Annotated in this window: 20 protein-coding genes; 10 read left to right on the forward strand and 10 right to left on the reverse strand. The window is 40.1% G+C overall.

Translation table 11 applies throughout. The features are described from left to right. Positions 1–219: 219 nt before the first annotated feature. Both mltA and tcdA read left to right on the forward strand, forming a co-directional pair. Positions 220–1,362, forward strand: a complete 1,143-nt coding sequence (mltA, locus tag CTN07_RS14035) for a murein transglycosylase A (RefSeq protein WP_080551705.1) — start codon at positions 220–222, stop codon at positions 1,360–1,362. Positions 1,363–1,466: 104 nt separating this feature from the next. After that, positions 1,467–2,270 (forward strand): tRNA cyclic N6-threonylcarbamoyladenosine(37) synthase TcdA, encoded by an 804-nt coding sequence (gene tcdA, locus CTN07_RS14040; RefSeq protein WP_005297881.1) that lies wholly within the window; start codon positions 1,467–1,469, stop codon positions 2,268–2,270. Positions 2,271–2,358: 88 nt separating this feature from the next. Here the strand turns inward: tcdA and CTN07_RS22800 are convergent, their stop codons facing one another. Next, positions 2,359–2,535 carry a hypothetical protein gene (locus tag CTN07_RS22800; RefSeq protein ID WP_153274593.1) on the reverse strand — a complete coding sequence of 59 codons (177 nt, stop codon included), beginning with the start codon at positions 2,533–2,535 and terminating at the stop codon, positions 2,359–2,361. Between the two features lie 541 nt (positions 2,536–3,076). On the opposite strand from CTN07_RS22800, the gene CTN07_RS14045 reads away from it, so the two are divergent. Together CTN07_RS14045 and CTN07_RS14050 are read left to right on the forward strand one after the other, a co-directional pair. Further along, the gene (locus tag CTN07_RS14045) at positions 3,077–3,472 is read left to right on the forward strand and encodes a hypothetical protein (protein WP_036763288.1); all 396 of its coding nucleotides are present in this window, start codon (positions 3,077–3,079) and stop codon (positions 3,470–3,472) included. A 143-nt stretch (positions 3,473–3,615) separates the two neighbouring features. Next, positions 3,616–3,894, forward strand: a complete 279-nt coding sequence (locus tag CTN07_RS14050) for a hypothetical protein (RefSeq protein ID WP_036763291.1) — start codon at positions 3,616–3,618, stop codon at positions 3,892–3,894. 27 nt (positions 3,895–3,921) lie between these two features. On the opposite strand, the gene csdE is transcribed toward CTN07_RS14050, so the two are convergent. Then, positions 3,922–4,347: a cysteine desulfurase sulfur acceptor subunit CsdE gene (gene csdE, locus CTN07_RS14055; protein ID WP_036763294.1), complete on the reverse strand. Its 426-nt coding sequence runs from the start codon at positions 4,345–4,347 to the stop codon at positions 3,922–3,924. Between the two features lie 17 nt (positions 4,348–4,364). Then, positions 4,365–5,585 carry a cysteine desulfurase CsdA gene (csdA, locus tag CTN07_RS14060; RefSeq protein WP_005297885.1) on the reverse strand — a complete coding sequence of 407 codons (1,221 nt, stop codon included), beginning with the start codon at positions 5,583–5,585 and terminating at the stop codon, positions 4,365–4,367. A gap of 371 nt (positions 5,586–5,956) precedes the next feature. On the opposite strand from csdA, the gene CTN07_RS14065 reads away from it, so the two are divergent. Genes CTN07_RS14065 through rlmM form a run of 4 tightly spaced genes read left to right on the forward strand, consistent with a single transcriptional unit; the run spans position 5,957 to position 9,063 of the window. Beyond that, positions 5,957–6,868: a transcriptional regulator GcvA gene (locus CTN07_RS14065; RefSeq protein ID WP_005297886.1), complete on the forward strand. Its 912-nt coding sequence runs from the start codon at positions 5,957–5,959 to the stop codon at positions 6,866–6,868. Further along, complete coding sequence (locus tag CTN07_RS14070) at positions 6,858–7,556, forward strand: alpha/beta family hydrolase (RefSeq protein WP_005297889.1); 699 nt, start codon at positions 6,858–6,860, stop codon at positions 7,554–7,556. The genes CTN07_RS14065 and CTN07_RS14070 overlap by 11 nt, the downstream gene beginning before the upstream one ends. 4 nt (positions 7,557–7,560) lie before the next feature. After that, positions 7,561–7,965 carry a DUF423 domain-containing protein gene (locus CTN07_RS14075; RefSeq protein ID WP_050787745.1) on the forward strand — a complete coding sequence of 135 codons (405 nt, stop codon included), beginning with the start codon at positions 7,561–7,563 and terminating at the stop codon, positions 7,963–7,965. Positions 7,966–7,974: 9 nt separating this feature from the next. Further along, positions 7,975–9,063 (forward strand): 23S rRNA (cytidine(2498)-2'-O)-methyltransferase RlmM, encoded by a 1,089-nt coding sequence (gene rlmM / locus CTN07_RS14080; RefSeq protein ID WP_005297891.1) that lies wholly within the window; start codon positions 7,975–7,977, stop codon positions 9,061–9,063. A 56-nt stretch (positions 9,064–9,119) separates the two neighbouring features. On the opposite strand, the gene xni is transcribed toward rlmM, so the two are convergent. The 5 genes from xni to queF all read right to left on the reverse strand — a co-directional run bounded on the left by xni (position 9,120) and on the right by queF (position 16,478). Next, positions 9,120–9,896, reverse strand: coding sequence for a flap endonuclease Xni (xni, locus tag CTN07_RS14085; RefSeq protein ID WP_005297892.1), 777 nt, complete (start codon positions 9,894–9,896; stop codon positions 9,120–9,122). Between the two features lie 71 nt (positions 9,897–9,967). Continuing rightward, on the reverse strand, positions 9,968–11,344 hold the full coding sequence (gene ppnN / locus CTN07_RS14090; RefSeq protein ID WP_005297895.1) for a nucleotide 5'-monophosphate nucleosidase PpnN: 1,377 nt from the start codon (positions 11,342–11,344) through the stop codon (positions 9,968–9,970). 190 nt (positions 11,345–11,534) lie between these two features. Further along, positions 11,535–13,085, reverse strand: a complete 1,551-nt coding sequence (locus CTN07_RS14095; RefSeq protein WP_005297896.1) for a GGDEF domain-containing protein — start codon at positions 13,083–13,085, stop codon at positions 11,535–11,537. Positions 13,086–13,234: 149 nt separating this feature from the next. Next, positions 13,235–15,511, reverse strand: a complete 2,277-nt coding sequence (locus tag CTN07_RS14100; protein ID WP_005297898.1) for a tetratricopeptide repeat protein — start codon at positions 15,509–15,511, stop codon at positions 13,235–13,237. A 118-nt stretch (positions 15,512–15,629) separates the two neighbouring features. Beyond that, positions 15,630–16,478 (reverse strand): NADPH-dependent 7-cyano-7-deazaguanine reductase QueF, encoded by an 849-nt coding sequence (gene queF, locus CTN07_RS14105; protein ID WP_005297900.1) that lies wholly within the window; start codon positions 16,476–16,478, stop codon positions 15,630–15,632. A 132-nt stretch (positions 16,479–16,610) separates the two neighbouring features. On the opposite strand from queF, the gene syd reads away from it, so the two are divergent. Further along, positions 16,611–17,165: a SecY-interacting protein gene (syd, locus tag CTN07_RS14110; protein WP_036763295.1), complete on the forward strand. Its 555-nt coding sequence runs from the start codon at positions 16,611–16,613 to the stop codon at positions 17,163–17,165. Positions 17,166–17,167: 2 nt separating this feature from the next. Then, positions 17,168–17,941, forward strand: coding sequence for a Zn-ribbon-containing protein (locus CTN07_RS14115; RefSeq protein ID WP_005297902.1), 774 nt, complete (start codon positions 17,168–17,170; stop codon positions 17,939–17,941). Between the two features lie 28 nt (positions 17,942–17,969). Here CTN07_RS14115 and CTN07_RS14120 read toward each other — a convergent pair whose 3' ends face one another. Both CTN07_RS14120 and CTN07_RS14125 read right to left on the reverse strand, forming a co-directional pair. Next, positions 17,970–18,236, reverse strand: a complete 267-nt coding sequence (locus CTN07_RS14120; protein ID WP_036763296.1) for a hypothetical protein — start codon at positions 18,234–18,236, stop codon at positions 17,970–17,972. 16 nt (positions 18,237–18,252) lie between these two features. Continuing rightward, positions 18,253–18,483, reverse strand: a complete 231-nt coding sequence (locus tag CTN07_RS14125) for a DUF2789 family protein (RefSeq protein WP_036763299.1) — start codon at positions 18,481–18,483, stop codon at positions 18,253–18,255. Between the last annotated feature and the right edge of the window lie 1,161 nt (positions 18,484–19,644).

Below are 19,644 nucleotides of genomic sequence, written 5' to 3' on the forward strand. Positions count from 1 at the left end.
TCATTTTGAGCATGTTTTATTATTCGTAATATGAATATTTTTGCTTGGTGTTATCGGAATTTCTCTAGGTGACGGTAAGCTACTGTCGTTTTCTCTTGTTTTGATGAACATTGATATTCAGAAACAATTTAAAAAGTAATTATATTCCATTGGGGCTGTAAGTTTTTGCTACCATTGGAACATCGGTTTTCGCTGTTTTTATTTAAGGCTTATTTTACTGTGTTACGTAAAGCAACTATTGCAATGATTATGCTTGGTTTGGTGGGATGTTCATCGGCACCAGAAAAGCAACAACAAGTCTCGACTTCCCGTCCAAATGAATTTGGTCATCAATATACGGGTAACTACTTTAGTCGAATGTTAAACCGTGTCAGCCATGTGACGTCGAATAAGCCTTCTGATTACAGCAATTTTGCCGATCAAGCGGATGAAGTAACGGTAAATTCATCCTCAATGGATCGCAAATATGGTCCTCTTTATCGTCAGCTTGAAAAGTGGATCAAGACCGATGGTAAGGTACAGGACTTAACCAAATACGGCATTCAAGCTGCTCAATTAGGTGGCAGTGATGACCGTGGTAACGTAATGTTTACTGGTTACTACTCTCCTGTATTAGAGATTCGTCACTACCCTGATGCTGAATATAAATACCCAGTATATGCAATGCCAAAATGTAAAGGTCGTTGCCCATCTCGTGCCCAAATTTATGCTGGTGCGCTAAAAGGTCAGGGACTTGAACTTGGTTACAGCAAGTCGATGATTGACGTCTTTATGATGGAAGTTCAGGGTAGCGGTTTTGTTCATTATGGTGATAACGATGAAATGCAGTACTTTGGCTATGCAGGTAAGAACGGCCATCGCTATGTCAGTATTGGTAAGGTACTGATCGACCGCGGTGAAGTACCTCGTGATAAAATGTCGCTAAAAGCAATCCACGATTGGGCCGAAAAGCAGAGTCCAGCTAAACTTCGTGAGCTATTGGAACAAAATCCATCGTATGTCTTCTTTGAGCGTCGACCAAGTTTAGATGTTAAGGGCAGTGCTGGTATTCCTCTACTGGCAGATTCAGCAGTAGCCGGTGATCGTAAATATTTCCCAATGGGTAGTGTCATTTTAGCTGAAGTTCCAAAATTGAATGAAGCTGGTCACTGGACGGGTAAGCATCAGTTACAGCTATTTATTGTGTTAGATACAGGTGGTGCAGTAAAACGTAATCACTTTGATATTTACCATGGCCGAGGCGAAAAAGCGGGTATTGCCGCAGGCCACTACAAGCATTTTGGTCGTGTATGGAAGCTGGGTTTAAAAGGTACAGCGACTCAAGATCCTTGGCTGATGGCGAATGGTCAACTTTCTGACTAAATTAATTTCAGATTCGTATTATTGCGAGTGACTGGACAACAACGATAAGAGTGCGTATAAAAACGCACTCTTTCTTTTTGAATCGACTTAAACAGGCGTAAAGCATGCGTGAATTAGACACTCCAGCATCTGACAGTTATAACCAACGTTTCGGTGGCACTCGTCGACTTTATGGTAACAGCGAAGTTGAGATCTTACGTGCATCTCATGTCTGCGTTATCGGTGTTGGTGGTGTGGGCTCGTGGGCTGCTGAAGCGTTGGCTCGTTCTGGTATTGGTGAAATTACCTTAATTGATATGGATGATGTGTGTGTAACGAACATTAACCGTCAAATCCATGCGATGACAGGTACCGTCGGACAGAGCAAAATTGAAGTGATGGCACAGCGCATTGCTTTGATTAACCCTGAGTGTAAAGTTAATCTTATTGATGACTTTATTACGCCAGAAAACCTAGCTGAATACATTGGGCCTCAGTTTGATTATGTGTTAGATGCTATTGACAGCATGAAGCCAAAAGCAGCACTTCTGGCTTATTGTAAGCGCCATAAAATTAAAGTGATTACAACTGGCGGTGCTGGTGGTCAAACAGATCCAACTCAAATTCAAATTGCTGATCTGACAAAAACGATTCAAGATCCATTGGCGAAAAAGCTTCGTGATACATTACGTCGTTTTTATAATTTTAGTAAAACTCGTAAGTTTGGTATTGAGTGTGTGTTTTCAACTGAGCAACTAAAGTACCCTCAAGCGGATGGTTCAGTCTGTAATGCAAAAGCAACGGCAGAAGGCCCTAAGAGAATGGACTGTGCCAGTGGTTTTGGTGCTGCAACGGTTGTTACTGCAACATTTGGTTTTGTAGCAGTATCGCGCATTATTCAAAAATTAACTGAACAAAAAAGAAATTAAGTATTCGTTATACAAACAATAAGATTGATTGGGCCCAGACGATTGTTCTGGGCTTTTTATTGGATGAAATTAATTAAGAAGAAATCAATTAAAAAGCTATAGAAAGGGCGATGAGAACCAGAAATCCAAATGGAATAGAGAGTAAAGTTTTGTTGATGATAGAGCCCAGTGAGTAATGAAAAACAGGTTTAAAGAGGAGAAAGATGGCTGCCATTACCAGTAAATAGGCTGCCAATAATTTCATTCCGATGTAAAACTCATGCATATTATGCTCCTTGCTAAAGCTTAAGTTTAACGAAACGGGGTCATTTGATGATTCCAGAGTTAACGCAAATTCTATCAATTAATTGCATTGGTTAAAATTAAAGCACCATCAAGGTTAAATAGTAAGCGCTCGAATTCAATGATTAAAATAATTTATCGTGTCGATTCAATATTTAAATCTTAGTGGTTGTATGAATGAAAATGATAAGTGGAGGGAATGCTTATTGTCTTAATGTGTTGATATATAAAGATATTGACTGATTTTCTATATCAATCTATTACATTGGATTTATTTCATTTATTTGTATTGGTAATAATATACATTCTCATTTTTGTAAACATTGCTTTACAGTTGATATAGAACACTGTTCTTTTGGTGTTTGAATTTTCATATTAGCTTCTTTACTATTCAGTTCGTGTTCAGGAAGAGAAATTATTTCCTATAATATAAATAATTAAATTATTCTGAACTCGATAATTATAAATTAGATGGAATCGGTCAATGGAATGAGAATATATATAACAAAACAGGCACAAACCTCATGAAAAATACAAATAAAATTCTTTTGGCATTATTATTATCTGGTTCAACTCTAGTTGGTTGTAATGCAATTGAAAATGCTGCGGGTAAAATGGTTCTTGGTGATGAGTTTGTTAAAGCATCAGAAGGACTAGATCGTTGTGATTTATCTGGATTAAATTATTTACAGCGTACAACTGATGATAATAATAAAATGATGAGCTCTGCAGCTTTAATCGCTTTAGGTGCTCATTATGCTGCTGATGGTGATATGAATAAAGTTAATCTAATTGCCAAGCGCCTAGAAAAACATTCTGATAGCCAATCTTTTAATCAAATTAAGAAAGATATATTAGATTCAGGTAAGAAAGAAGCTCAGACTCGTATTGATAATGGTTTTAGTGCGAACTGTAAGTAGTATATCTAAGTAACTGTCGGTGCTAGAACCAGCGAGAGTAATTTAGGTTATACATATCAAATCTCAATAAGTTAATTGTTTTATTTTAAATTAACATTCTACTTATTCTAATTTAATAAAAATACAAGCTATTGGAATTAATCATGCCTTCTTATAAAAAATCGATTAAACGTTATTATAAATTAATGACATTTAATCCGATTGAGTTAATTATACCTTTAGCGATTGTATTTTTTCATTTATCGATTGCTATTTTAAATATAGAAACCAATCAGTATGCTCTTGCCCTTATGATGTTAATATGGGGGAGTGTTCTAATGTACGCTCATATTATTGGAGTTTTTAAATATAGAAAATCAGAATTAAATTTAATTAGGGATATTAGAGAGATTCGAAATAATTTCAGAAAACTTGAAAAGTAATAAAAAAGGGCTGTAATAGCCCTTTTTTTATTGAGCGAGTGATTTTATATCATCAACAATTGCCTTGAGTCCATTACCACGAGAAGGACTTAGATGATTGATTAAACCTAATTGATCAAAATAGGCATCAATATCAAATTGCTGAATTTGTACTGCGGTTTTACCATTAAATGCAGCTAATACAAGAGCAATTAAGCCTCGCACAATACGAGCATCAGAATCAGCAATAAAGTAAAAGTGTTGATCTCTTACCTCATGGTGTAACCATACTTGAGATTCGCAGCCACTGACCTTTACTTGTTCTTGCTTAAATTCATCACCAAGTACAGGCAGTTTTTTACCTAGCTGAATCACGGTGCGGTAGCGATCTTCCCAGCCTGTTGCATTTTGCATCATCGCAGCAATATCTTCTGCTGTAATTTCTAAGCCAAAAGGGTGTGTTGGAAAAGTCATTTATCGATTACTCATAATTAAAGAAGATCACAGGCTTTTTTCAGCGCTGCAATAAAGCGTTCAACATCATGTTCTGTATTATACATAGCTAAAGAAACACGTAATGTGCCACTTAGACCTAAAGCATCAAGCATTGGATGTGCACAGTGATGACCTGCACGAAGCGCGATACCTTGTTGATCCAGTAGTGTTGCAATATCTTGGTGATGGACACCATCGACAACAAATGAGAAAAGGCTCGCGTTGGGTTGTAAGCCAATAATACGTAGATCTTCGATCTCTTTAATACCATTGATGGCTTTTTGACGTAATTGCAGCACATACGCTTCAGCGGCTTCTCGATCTAAAGATTGCAACCAAGTAATCGCAGCTGCAAGGGCTAAGCTGCCTGCAACATTAGGAGTGCCCGCTTCAAATTTACCGGGTAATTGGGCGTAAGTTGTGCCATCAAATGAGACTTTTTCCACCATTTTGCCGCCACCGTGCCAAGGGGGCATCGCTTCCAGTAGAGCTTGTTTGCCATAAAGAACCCCAATTCCTGCTGGGGCATAAATTTTATGTCCAGAGAACACATAAAAATCAGCATCTAATGTCTGAACATCGACAGCTTCATGAGCAATACCCTGAGCCCCATCAATAACCGTAACAGCACCATATTGATGAGCTAATTGAATCATCTGCTCAATAGGATTGCGAGTCCCTGTGACATTACTCATATGAGCAACAGCAACGATTTTGGTTTTATGGCTCAGAAGTTGGTTATAAGCATCCATATCTAATGTGCAATCTGAATGCATTGGAATTTTTTTTACGACCGCGCCAGTTTGCTCTGCAATCATCTGCCATGGAACGATATTAGCGTGATGCTCTAATTCGCTGACTAAGATTTCATCACCCACTTGTAAATTCTGGCAACCATAGGTTTGCGCAATTAAATTTAGAGCCTCTGTTGCTCCACGAGTCCAGATGATCTCCTTACTACTTTGGGCATGAAGGAATTGTTGGACCTTTGTTCTTGCTTGTTCAAAGAGTGCCGTAGCATTTGCCGTTAAACTGTGGCTGCCCCGATGCACATTGGCATTATGACCACTGTAATAGCGTGTCAGGGTATCGATAACAACCTGAGGTTTTTGGGCCGTTGCAGCGCTATCTAGATAAACCATAGCGTGCGAATTACTGCTGTCATTAAGAGCAGGAAATTGAGCAACAATAGCGTCGACATTAAATTGAGAGGTCATGGCAGATACTGTTAAAAAGGAACGGTGTTATTGGGTATATCTGCTATGTTACCAAAGAACGCGAATATTTTCTGGCTCAGAGATAAAAAAATAGCACTGCGTTGGGGCGCAGTGCTAACAATAGAAACTTTGACAGACAGGTCAAAAATACAGGAAGTAAATCGGTAGAATCATCTACCAGTCCGACAGGGTTCGGACAATATGCAAACACAACATCGCAGCGTAGGCTTATGGGATTCCAAATTGAAATCATCGAGACACATTAGCCTGCGTTGCGTGTCGAATCATAGGTTTTCTGTGGCACTTGAACAATGGACAATTTATAATGTTCACCATAAAAAAAACTAATGTATAAATAAGTTTGAATAAGTATGTCTAGACGTTTACCACCATTGAATTCATTAAAAGTTTTTGAGGCGGCTGCTCGCCACTTAAGCTTTACTCGCGCGGCAGAAGAACTTTTTGTGACGCAAGCCGCAGTTAGCCATCAAATCAAAGCATTAGAGGAATTTCTAGGGCTTAAATTATTCCGCCGCCGCAACCGTTCTCTTTTGCTAACAGAAGAAGGGCAGAGTTATTTTCTCGACATTAAGGACATTTTTTCATCTATTGCTGATGCGACAGACAAAGTATTAGAGCGCGGAGCTAAAGGGGCATTAACCATTAGTTTACCACCAAGCTTTGCCATTCAATGGCTGGTGCCGCGCTTAATTGATTTTAATGAGCAACATCCCGACATAGATGTGCGCATTAAAGCGGTAGATTTGGACGAAGGTTCTCTTACCGATGATGTCGATGTTGCTATTTATTATGGCCGTGGTAACTGGTCAGGTCTGCGCGCGGATAAATTATACCAAGAGTTTATGATGCCTCTTTGTTCACCAATGGTGCTAACAGGACCTAAGCCGCTACGAACATTAGACGATCTTAAAAATCATACGCTATTGCACGATACTTCTCGTAAAGAGTGGAAAAACTATGTTCGTCAGTACGATATTAAAGGCGTTAATGTTAACCAGGGACCTATTTTTAGCCATTCAACTATGGTGTTACAGGCTGCAGCACATGGGCAGGGTATCGCATTAGGAAACAATGTGTTAGCTCAGCCAGAATTAGAAGCAGGACGACTTGTTTGCCCATTTGATGAGGTCTTAATGAGTAAAAATGCTTTCTATTTAGTATGCCAAGAAAAACAAGCCGATAGTGGACGTATTCAAGCATTTCGAGATTGGGTATTAGCAAAAGCTCGCAGTGAGCAAGAGGATATGCCTGATGTCGAGTGAGTATCTAATCTGTGGTCCTGAAAGCTCTGATGCTGTTGCAACCTTCTTATTTGCTCATGGTGCCGGAGCTGGTATGGACCATGAGTTTATGACTGAGATGGCCGTAGAACTTGCTAAATACCGTATTCAGGTTATTCGCTTTAATTTTCCTTACATGGTGAAGCGGGCTGAAGATGGTAAAAAGCGCCCACCAGATCGTCAGCCTAAACTTTTACATGATTTTAAGCAGCACATTGACGCTGTTGATAATGGCAAGTTAGTGATTGGCGGTAAATCCATGGGAGGGCGAATGGCAAGCTTGATGGTAACCGATACAGCAACACAAGCTGCAAATATTGCTAACTGCTGTGACATTGTTAAAGGTGTCGCTTGTCTTGGATTTCCGTTTCATCCACCCGGCAAGCCTGATAACTTTCGCGGTGACCATTTTGCCAATATGCAAACACCTACTCTGATTTTACAAGGTGAGCGCGATACGTTTGGGACGCGCACTGAAGTGGAAGCGATGGTTTTCTCTTCACATGTGAGCATTCAATATTTGCCCGATGGTGATCACAGCTTTAAGCCAAGAAAAGCATCTGGATATACGTTGCAACAAAATATGGCTCAAGCAGCTAATGGATTAGCTCAGTTTATATATCAATGTGTTGGTGCGTGTTGGAATCCCCTGCAAAATGAGGAGCAATAATAAGATGTCAGATTTTACGGTATCATCATCTTCATCTTATACTCGGGCGATTTTACTCTTTGCCACAATCAGTGGCGCGGTGACTGTGGCTTTAGGTGCTTTTGCAGCCCACGGATTGAGCAATCATTTGTCGCCATATTTACTCGATGTTTTTAAGACTGGAGTGCAATATCAGGCTTGGCATACGCTTGCTTTACTTGGATGTGGATTATGGGCACGATTTTTTCCTGTAAAACAGGTATTATACGCGGCCCTGTTATTTGCACTTGGTATTGTACTCTTTAGTGGCAGTCTTTATGCCCTTGCTTTAACAGGTGTTAAGTGGTTTGGCCCCATCACTCCGATGGGGGGAATATGTTTTATTATTGGCTGGGTAGTCCTTGCTGTGGCTGCTTGGCGTTCTGCTTGAGGGTTCAACGTGAATCAAGTTCTATTGTACTGTCGTCCAGGCTTTGAAAAAGAATGTGCCGGTGAAGTTCAAGACAAAGCGAATAAACTGGAGTTGTATGGTTTCCCTCGGGTAAAAAACAATACCGGCTATGTAGTTTTTGAATTTTATCAGCAAGGTGATGGCGATAAGTTTATCCAGCTTCAACCGTTTGCTGAGTTGATCTTTGCTCGTCAAATGATTGCAGTTTCACCATTGTTGGCTGATCTTCCTGCCGATGATCGTATTAGTCCTATTTTGTCTGCAATCAGCGAAGATTTTCCTCGTTGTGGCGATATCCGCATCGAGACACCAGATACTAATGATGCAAAAGAGCTATCAAAGTTCTGTCGTAAGTTTACTGTGCCATTGCGTGCGGCTCTGCGAAAAGCAGATGTTCTATACACGAAAGATAATCCGAAGAAGCCAGTACTGCATGTTTGTTTTATTGCGCCTGGTTGTTGTTATGTTGGTTACTCATACTCAAACAATAACTCGCCATTCTTTATGGGGATCCCTCGTCTTAAGTTCCCAGCAGATGCGCCAAGCCGTTCAACACTAAAACTGGAAGAGGCATTTCATGTCTTTATTCCTCGTGAAGAGTGGGATGAGCGTCTAGCTCCTGGTATGTGGGGGGTTGACTTAGGTGCATGTCCAGGTGGTTGGACTTATCAGTTAGTGAAGCGTTCAATGTTCGTTCACTCAATTGATAATGGCCAGATGGCTCAAAGCCTAATGGATACCGGACAAGTTCGTCACCATGAAGTCGATGGCTTTAAGTTTGAGCCACCACGTAAAAACGTGACTTGGATTGTTTGTGACATGGTAGAAAAACCAGCTCGTGTTGCGCATTTGATGGGTGAGTGGATCTGTAAAGGTTGGGCGCGTGAAGCGATCTTTAACCTAAAACTGCCAATGAAAGGCCGTTATGATGAAGTGCTGCAAGACATTGAAAATCTAAAGCTATTTTTAATTAAAAACGGCGTGAAGTTTTCACTACAGGCTAAGCACTTATATCATGACCGTGAAGAGATTACGGTTCATCTTCGTTGTTTAGATAACCGTCTGCACATCAACTAAGATAATCATTGTAAAAATGCCACTTATCAGACGATAGTGGCATTTTTTATAAGGGGTTATTCTGTGGATGAAGTGTAACGGATATCTTGTAAATTAAAGCCTAACTCTAGATCTGTTTTTAAGCTGGCAACCTGTTTACAAGCTCGGGCCAAATCTTCATTACCTAGGATTTTTTTCTGCCATTTTTCAGCCAAATCATCGGCAGATAGAACCGACTCTAAATCACCATATTGAGAAAGTAGTTCAACCGCAGCTTTCGGGCCAATTCCTGGAATCCCCGGTATTTTGCTCGAACTTATTCCCGCTAAGCCCCAGTAATCAGGTAATTGCTCTGGTTTTACACCGTACTCTTGTTCAATAAAAGGACTATCTAGCCAACGCTCTTGAAAGTAGTCACGAATGCGTAAGGTTGGCTGCAGCAGTTGGCAGTATCCTTTGTCGGTTGAGATAATCGTCACTTGTTCATTATGAGAGGCGACTTTAATCGCTAAAGTTGCGACTAAATCATCTGCTTCATCACCGCTGGATAATAGAGAGTCTATTCCCATTGCCATAAACGCGTCTTGGATCTTATCCATACCTTGAGCAAGCTCTTCTGGCATAGGTTTTCGACCTTCTTTGTATTTTGGCAATAACTCAGCTCGCCAGCCACGATCTTCTCCGTTGTGATCAAAGACAGCAACAATGTGAGTTGGCTGTGACATCGCAATGATCTTCGTTAGTGCCTGACAACACACTTGAGCGGTATTTTCCACGTTTGGTTCGCCATGTTGGGCGGCGTGGACTCGGCGAATTAGATTTAGTGCGTCAATCACAACAAGATGAATAGCCATAAATAATCACTTTGGTTCAAAAAAATAAGGAGCGCAATGGCTCCTTATTGTACTGATAATCGTGTGAAGTGCTAGTGAGCTGTAGGTTCGCTTTCTGTGATGATCTCATAGCAGGGTTCGTATTTAGAACCGGGCAGTTTCATTCGTTGCTGATCGACAAAGCTTTGCAGTAGTTTATCCATTCGTTTCATTAGTGAAGCTTCGCCATTGATTTGAAACTTACCGTATTTTTCTATTGCTTGAATGCCTTCTTCTTTAACATTACCCGCCACGATACCAGAGAAAGCACGACGTAAATTAGCGGCTAATTGCTCTGGCTTTTGGTTGGTATGAAGATCCAAACTGGCCATTGCTTCATGCGTTGGTTCAAATGGGTGCTGAAAATCAGATGGAATATTCAAAGACCAGTTAAAGCAATAAGCATCTTCTTTTTCTTGGCGATGTGCTTTAATTTTTGGCATGGCTTTTTTCATTACTTTGGCAACAGCGGCAGGATCATCAATGATAATCTGATAATGTTTTGTTGCCGCTTCACCCAGAGTATCGCGAATGAATGAATCTAAGGTTCTAAAATACTCTTCACTCTCTTTTGGTCCAGTTAATACGACAGGCATTGGTTGGTCAGCATTACTTGGATCCATTAAAATTCCAAGAATATATAAAAACTCTTCCGCAGTTCCTGCCCCTCCCGGGAAGATCACAATCCCATCTCCCAGGCGAATAAAGGCTTCAAGCCGCTTTTCAATATCAGGCATGATAACTAATTCATTTACAATGGGATTTGGTGGCTCTGCTGCAATAATGGATGGTTCGGTTAACCCAATAAATCGACTGCTTGGATAGCGTTGCTTCGCATGGCCAATAGCGGCTCCTTTCATCGGACCTTCCATCGCGCCTGGCCCACAACCCGTACAGACATTCAGCTCGCGAAGCCCTAATTCGTTACCTACTTCGCGAGTATATTGGTATTCGATTGGGTTTATGGAATGCCCGCCCCAGCACACCACAATATTGGGATCTTCCCCTGCGTGCAGCGCTTTGGCATTGCGTAAAATACTAAAGACAAAGTTTGTGATATGAGTGCTACTGGTAAGATTGAGCTCTTTATGAAGCTCTAGATGCATATTAACGTAAACAATATCTCGTAATACCGAAAACATATGTTCTTGGATACCACGGATCAGTTTTTTATCGACAAAAGCGTGCTCGGGTGGGTTAACTAACTCCAGTTTAATACCCCGTTCACGGCGTTGAACATTAATATCAAATGTCTTGTATTGCTCAAGTAGTTCCTTTGAGCTGTCGGTATGACTTCCTGAATTTAATACCGCAAGTGAGCAGTTACGGTATAAGCGATAGAGATCGCTAGAAGCAGTCGCTTTAAGACGATCAACTTCCAATTGAGAGAGCAAAGCCATAGTTCCAACAGGACTAATGTGTGTAATCATACAACCTCTCTTAATCCCAATCTGATGTGTTTTGTTGGTGCTAACTCTTCATTATTGTTGATGTTTTAGCCCAATAGGTTGATTGGGATGGTTATTTCACCATACACAGAGTTGAGTTGTTTTACCAGTATCAAATAAAGTGAGATCGCCAGATTAAGCGAGAAAGATGACGTTACTGGCAGTTTTTTACTTAGAGCCAAGTAAGCGCAGTAGAGGCATCACTGCTGTGTTGTATAACCGTCAGTTTGAGTTGTTGTAATAACTCATCAGGAGAGTATTGTGCTGAAATAACACTAGCACATGCCGTAGTTGTAATTGTGACCCCTTGTTGGCGAAAACGAAATGGTAGATTTTGAGTGTTACTCTGAATCTGCTCCAAAATCTTATGTGCTTGGTCTTTTGTAGTATCGGGTAAAATAATCACAAACTCATCGCCCTGTGAACGAGCAATAAAATCGGTTGATTGCAAATGGCTACTTAATGATTTTGCAATAATTTTTAGAGCCTTATCACCCGCACCATAACCATATAGTTCATTGATTTTTTTAAATCGATTAAGATCAATGATGGCCACTACTGTCGTATTTTTATAGCGAATCCAACGTTGAAACTCTTGCTCTAGTCGGTGGCGCAGTGCTGCTTGGTTATGCAGTTGAGTGAGCGGGTCAAGATAAAGGCGTTGCTCTTCATCTTCAAGCTGTTGGTGATAGGTTTCGGTTTGATCGAGTACCAGTTGTAGCTTATTACCGCTGTAATTGAGTTGCTCAATGATCGTTTGTTCTCGCTTTTCGAGCGCTTGATTACGTTCCGTTAAGATTTTTAACTCTTGAACTAATTGTTCAAATACAGGCCTTAAGGTCTCTAAATTTTGCTGTTGTAAGTTGTTTGTTAGTGTTGTCGTGATATCGCTTAGCTCAACATTAACCGTTTGACGTTGTTGATGAAGATAATGAAATTGTTCATGGCTATGCTGAGTATTTTTTTGTGCCGCAGCCAGATCTCCATGCAGTTGATTTATAAAGTGCTGTGATTGTTTGCGTTGTTGTTTGTTATGTTTGAGCTCCATCTGTAGGACAGTAAGAGCCATTTCAATTAGCTTATCAGGTTCAACATCTTGCAATAATTGATGCTGGATCGTTTGCAATTGTTGAAATGTTTCTCCTGATACATCGACTTCGGTTGTCAGCTGCATTAGTTCTGCAGATAGCTGTTGCAACTGTTGGCAATAGCTTACAGACAGTTCACTATTTTGCTTTGTGGTCGCTTTTAGCGTCAATGCTCGTTGATAAAGCGCAAGGAGCTGAGAAACATGTAAACGTAAACCATGTCTATCCTGAGTCGATTGCTGCATTAACTCAAGGACATCACGTTTAAGAGGTGCTGGTAGTCCGCCAAATCGGGTGAGTGCTTCACCACTGTGTTGAAACTGTTGTTGTAGTTGGTGTGATGATTTTTTATTTTTTTCGGCTTGAAGTATAACTAAGCGTTCGATAATTGCGAGGCGAGGGATAAGCTGGGTTATCTCTTTGGGCTGTTCAAGTTCGGCTTTTAGCTCTAATAGTTTGCGATCTAATTCGCTATCAAGGCCAATACAAACTGCAATAAGACGTGAAATCAGGCGTTTTAGGATCGTCAACTCACGACGAGATTTAAAGGTTTGATCTCGATAGTTTAGCTGAGCCTGATCTAAGCGTTGTTTCAGTTCACTGATTTCTGAAGCAACATTGAGCAAGTTAGTCACGTCGTTATTATACCTGATCTTTAAAATAAGCCTTTAAAAATATAGGCTTAGTTAAAAAATAGCAATAAAAAGCAAGTTGCATAATATGTAGCGCTAAAAAAGTTTCTTGATTATATATCGTCACCAACCGATATAACTCGAAGGTTTTATTATTTTTTCGATTCTAATTCGTGATCTGCATTCCATTTGATTTCGCCAACGTAACTGGTTTGAACTTTGACTAAACCATTTTTGATAGCTTGAATGCAGGCAATGCGAATATTGTCACAAGCAAAACTAGCCGCCGGTGCCGCATCAATCGCACTAAGGTGAACCCATTGACTACCAGGCTGTAACTTACTATTTAAACGAGCTGTATTGGTGGCCATCAATAAAATATCGATAAGCTCTTGGTCATTAATTGCAGTGTAAGCTCTTGGTAAAAATGGATATTCTGCCATACCAATGCGAATGCTATTATCTAATCCATGCTGTTGTGCAAACTCATCAACCAGTTGCTGAATCGAATCTGCTAATGAATTTGGTTCACCGTTGAGACGTGAATTAGGTTCAATATATAAGAACATCGCATCGGAGAAGTGGTAAACCCGAGCAGGTTCACAAACTTGTTGTTGCAAGTAATCACCAAACTTACGCTCAATCTCAAGGCCAAATTGGTAGCCACGCTCCAGATAAATATGTTTTAAAAATGGCACTTCAAATAGAGCAAAACGGAGGCGATCACTCAACGGTTCATTGATGATCTCGCCAAGATGCCATTGCTCAAAGTTAGCACTACTCTGTTGTAAAGAGTTAGGTAGTCGTGCATTGAGCATGCGTAAATTACGTAAGCCACTGCGAGGATGAGTGTAAAATTCACTACGCAAACGGGTTAAACGGCTTTGTAACTGTTTAGAAATCTTGTGACGACGAGCCAGCAAGAGCAAGGTGAAAATAAACAGCGCCAGCATTGCTAAGCTAACTTTTTGCTGCTTATAGAGCGCCGTTTGACTCTCAAATTGTTGCCGTTCCATCTCTTCTAAACGAAGGGAGCGCTCTAACATGCGTTGTTGTTGTTTAAACACCTCTACATTGCTACGAACTTGGCTTTTTTGTTGGGCGGCAAAGAGCTGTTCATAACGACGTTGGCTAAGTAACGCATTGTAATAATCATTTTGTTTTTCAAACGCTTCAGAGAGAAGTGATTCGCCATCAAGTTGCAAATTCACTTTACCAATGCGGCTAGCAGCAATTAATCCAGATTGAAGGTGAGTGATGGCTTGATCACTATTGCCTTCAGCAAGATCGAGTTGACCTTGAATAATTTGCGACTCTGCGAGAATGGTTTCATTACCAGTCTGTTGAGCTAGCTTTCGAGCTTGGGTTAGGTACTGATCTGCTTTGTCGTAGTTATACAAATGCAGGTATACACGGGCAATATTCAGGCGCAGACGTGCTGAACGTGTATAGTGTAACATCTGATTTTCTTGGTCTAACGCATTAAAATAGTGAACGAGGGCTAGGTTGTAGCGCCCTTCTTTTTCATAAATTGAGGCTATAAGCGTTAAGGTTTTTGCTAACATCTGGCTGCGTTTATAGCGTTCAAAAAAATCACCAGCTTGAGTCGCGTGCTCTAATGCTTTGTCATACACTTTACGTTCTTCAAACAGAAGGGCTAAGTGATAATTTGCAAGAGCAATTTTGGCACTATTTTCTTTTTCAACCGCAAGCCAATAACCACTCAATAGTCGATCCAGAGCCAAATCATAGTGATGATGCAGTAAATAGTGCTGACCAACAGTAAGTTGATAGTTAATCAGTTCTACTTGGTCATCTATTGAGACTAAATAACGTTTGGCTTTTAAGAACAGCTTTGTTGCTTTGTCATCATCACCTAATTGAGATTCGATGATCGCACGTTGCATTAAAGATTCATATTGCAGGTATTTAACCTGTTTGGTCATCTTTAATTGTTCAGAATGGCTAATATCTTGATCAATACCATCTAGCATTTTAAGCGCGATAGCACTATTTCGTAAGTTCACCCAGTAAAATTTAGCTTGAAGCAAACGACTTTCAAAAACCGAGTAGGTTAAGCCATTTTTTTCCGCCATTTTTTCCGCTTCTTTGATTCGACTGATCGCTTTTTGCGGCTGGTTTAGTTCAGAATAAGCTTGAGCCTCGATTTGAATGGCATTGATGGTATTTAGAGGGGTTCGAATAGTGTGGTCGACTTCATTATTGGTATGAACACGAGACTGCTCACTTGGCTCACTAAGACGGCGTTGCGATAAATACCGTTTAGTAATGACAAGAGACTGTTCTGGGTTGGTTTGCAGAAGATCGCTGGCTTCGCCTAAAATTGGCGTAGAGTAAAGTTTAGCCTGAGTTGAAAAAGACAAAGAGGACAGAAGTAAACCAGTTAGAACCCAGCGACGCAGCTTCATTTTTTTATTCGTACCACAAAAAAAACAGACGTCTAATATTACTGGCTTGGAAAGGTAAGTCCAGCAAAGAGGGCATTTTTGCTGGACTAATTATCTAAATAGCTAGATTTATCTAATTTTATTGGCGAGCCATACGGAAATTATTGCTTGGTGTTTTGCCCTGGTTTGTACGATATGGATTAATGTCTAGACCACCACGACGAGTATAACGTGCATAAACCGTCAATAGTTCAGGTTGGCAGTACTTCATAATGTCGGTGAAGATACGTTCAACGCACTGTTCGTGAAACTCATTATGGTTACGGAATGAAATAATATAACGCAATAATTTTTCACGATTGATACGTTTCCCTTTGTAGGAAATACGTACGCTGCCCCAGTCTGGTTGGCTAGTGATCAGGCAGTTTGATTTTAGCAAATTACTGTTTAGTTCTTCGGTAACAATCTCATCATCTATCGCATCTTCAAGATATGCTGGATTAAATTGGTAATCATCAATTTCGATATCTTGATCATCAATATTGTGTCCAGTGAAAGCGACGATTTGTTCTTCAGTAAAATCACTCAGCGGTTGAATCGTTACATCAACGTCTTGACCTGCACAAGCTGAAAGATCAATTTGTAGTACATCAGCTACTTCTTGCCAGCTAGCGAAACGTGTTTGATTTAAACTGTTTAGGTAAAGTTTAAATGACTTTGATTCGATTAGGTTTGGACTTGATGCTGGTAGACGTACTTCACCAATCGCCACTTGAGGAAGTCCTTTGCTGTTTAGCCAAGACAGTTCATACAACGTCCAAATATCATAACCTGTGAAAGGTAGGTTATCGTCAGTAATATGGAGATCATTGCGATTTAAACTGCGAGGAACAGGTTGCAGTAGCGAAGGGTCATACTGATCTTTATACTCGGTTTTTTGACCTAAGGTTAAACCGGCTAATTCTTTAGCGCCTTGATATTTACTCATACTGTCTATGACACTCTTGGATTAGAATAGGAAAACGACTCAACTCAATACTTAGTGATGAACAACAATAGGTATTGAGTTGAACCGTTTATGGTTTACCTAAAGTTTACTGAATCTTTTTAGAGGTTGCGAATGAATCATCCTGTTAGTCGAGCTTTATCTGACTTTTCTTCTCGTTTTTTACAAACATGGTGTGATGCAGATCTCGGTTTGCCAAAAAGTGAGGATCTGATTGGTTTAGATTCGCCATGTGTTGTCGAAGAAAATTCACACTGGGTGAGTTGGAAACCGGTTCAACATCAAACTATACAGCCATTATCTGCGGTAGAGCGAGGTATCGAATTACGTTTACATGAAGATATTGTTGCGTTTTATGGCTCACAGTTTAGTGGTGATATGAGTGCTTGTTTTGGTGAGTTAGAGCTTGATCTGCTGCAAGTATTTTGTGAAGCAGATGCTAAGCGCTTACAAGAAAATATTTTAGGCCATTTAGTCACACAGCGTCGTCTTAAATTAAAACCGACTGTTTTTATTGCTACTGTTGAGGATGAATCTAAGGTCATTTCGATTTGTAATCTGACCGGACAAGTTGTGCTAGAGACATTAGGTAAACTCGATCATCAAGTGTTGGCTGCTGATGTAGAGCATTTCTTGACTCAGTTACAACCCATTGTACGTGAGGTATAGCTGTGTACGTTGTTGAACTGAGTTTTGAATGCTTTACTGATACCACTATTTCTGCCGTTGATGGCGCTATTAATGGATTAATGGATGCTTTTCGCTACAATGGACAAGTCATTGGACGTGAGTTTCCCGCCATAATTGATGATGCTATCTTTCGTGTCCGTGCCGTTTGTCCTGAAAAAGAGAGTTTGCACCCTCAATTTCATAGTCCGCAAGTTAGCGCTCGATTAGATAAATTAGCCGCTGCTGGTTTATTAACGCCAAAGATTAAAATACTGGGTCGAGATCTCAATTCAGAAGCGGTAGCTGAAGATTTCCAACCTAGCTGGCAAGTGCTTTATACCACCTATGTTCATACATGTTCGCCTCTACGATGTGGGGAAACATTGATGCCTATTCCTCTTTACCGTTTAGGAAAAACGCTAGAAGGGGATCATAAAACGGCAGTGAAATGGCAAACAGAATGGCAAGCTTGTGATGAAATTCAAATGGCAGGCAGTAGCCAGGTAGAGCAAGCGGTGGTTCATGAGATCCGAGATATTGATAGTGATCTTTTTCAACGCGGTATGATGCTACGTAGTCAGATCGAAACCTTAAGTGAAGTTCCTACTTACTATTATCAATATCAAGTGGGCGGTGAGTCGCTTGAGCAAGAACGGCTGCGTTTATGCCCAAGCTGTGGTGGCCAATGGTTTGTGGGGGAGGCTATCCACGGAATTTTCCATTTTAAGTGTGACCAATGCCGAATTGTCTCGAACATTTCTTGGGAATTTATTTAGTTCTCGAAATCTGAATTTGCCTTTCTTACTATTCAAGTTGCGATAAACGTTGTGTCAATATCGCAACTTGCTGCTCTAACTGTTCGATTCTTTGCTCTAAGCTGATCTCTCTTTTATGTTCGGTAATCTTGGGTACTTTTGCGTTCTTTTTCCAACTTTGCAGTGCTTGAATAATTATGGGCATTGGAACATTTTGCGCCAGACGTGCCTTCACAAGAGCCACACTTGGTTGCTTTCCCTCTGACACTAAAGATTGAATAGCTTGTTGCAAGTCTTGGCTTATAGCGGATGTCATAACTTTTTTGATCCTATTATTTTCTAAGTAATGCATCTAACTGGTCGATCACTTCGCACCAGTCGGCATCTTGTTCTTGAGCTTCTTTGATAAATCTTTTTTGGGCTGGATGCAAGAAAGAAGCATCACTCAATTGTTCAGAGGCTGATAGGTGATGTGTAGCGATAAACTCTTCAATAAATTCTTGGGAACTTTGCATTCCTAACTGTTTGAATAAATGCGAAATATCATGGCTGAATGGCTCCATAGTCTCATCCCCATATTGAGTATGTTGGTATTCTATTGAGTATAGATTCTTTTGTTAAAAATCATTCATAATGGGAAATATCTTTTCACCTTGTGCGAGATCTCTTACAAGAAAGTGAGAGATATTCACTCTATCTTGTCAGTGTAATCGACATCATTTTTATTATCTCTTTGATATTTAATGATTTAATTGTTTTTTGCGTAGTTATTCATTTATTGCGCAAAAATAATGTGAATTTAAACGCTTGTGATAAGTTATGAAAACGGTAATATGAACCATGTCGGAAGGGAACTGACAAACGGAACAGGAATTATCACCAAGGATTATGGTGAGTCTTAGGATGAGACATGGTGTACTAGGATGGTATATCAACAAGGACTGTGAAGGGATAACTACAGGATGTAGTAGCAGTAAATAGGATGTTTACTGGTCAGGAAGACAAAGGACAACTTCAGGAAGAAGTCAGGGAACACCTCTAGGATAGAGGCATAAAGGAACGCTTTAAGGATAAAGCAAGGGACACCTCCAGGACGGAGAATGAGAGTCATAGCAGGAAGCGGTGACGGGTTAGGATGACCATAGGAACAACTTCAGGACGAAGTATAAAGGACAATTGCTGACGGATTACAGCAGTCAAAGGAATGATGCAGGGAGCACCATAGTAGCGGGAATGCTGCAAGTAAGACCTAAGGGGGCAACGAAAGTTGCCCCCGTTCTTTTATTGGTTCTTCCCAACTTTTTTCTCTTCTCGTTATATCATCCCTTTCTAGTATAGATTCATTTTATTTTCATGGTGTTAGGCCATCTTTGGTTTGCTCTATTCTCTACTTCTCTGATCGTCTTGTAAGAGATCTCTTACAAATCTGTAAGAGTTATGCTATTCGTTTTTGCGACAAATAGAATCATTGTTCTGTAACTCATTGTTTGTTCATATATTTATATTTTCTATTAATATTTGAATTGTATTTGCATGAATTTATGGTCATGTAATCGATTGTGAGAACAGAAAATATCAGTATTATTAACTCTGTCGAACGGATGGCGACACCAGTTGGAACTCTAAGGATTAGAGGAAGTAAGTTAGGATAGACTTGCTTTTAGGGACAGAGAGGAACACTGCTGGATGCAGACTGTAAATAGGATGTTTACAGAAAAGGATTT

This window comes from Photobacterium damselae (assembly GCF_003026815.1).
In the GTDB taxonomy this organism is placed as follows: Bacteria; Pseudomonadota; Gammaproteobacteria; order Enterobacterales; family Vibrionaceae; genus Photobacterium; species Photobacterium damselae.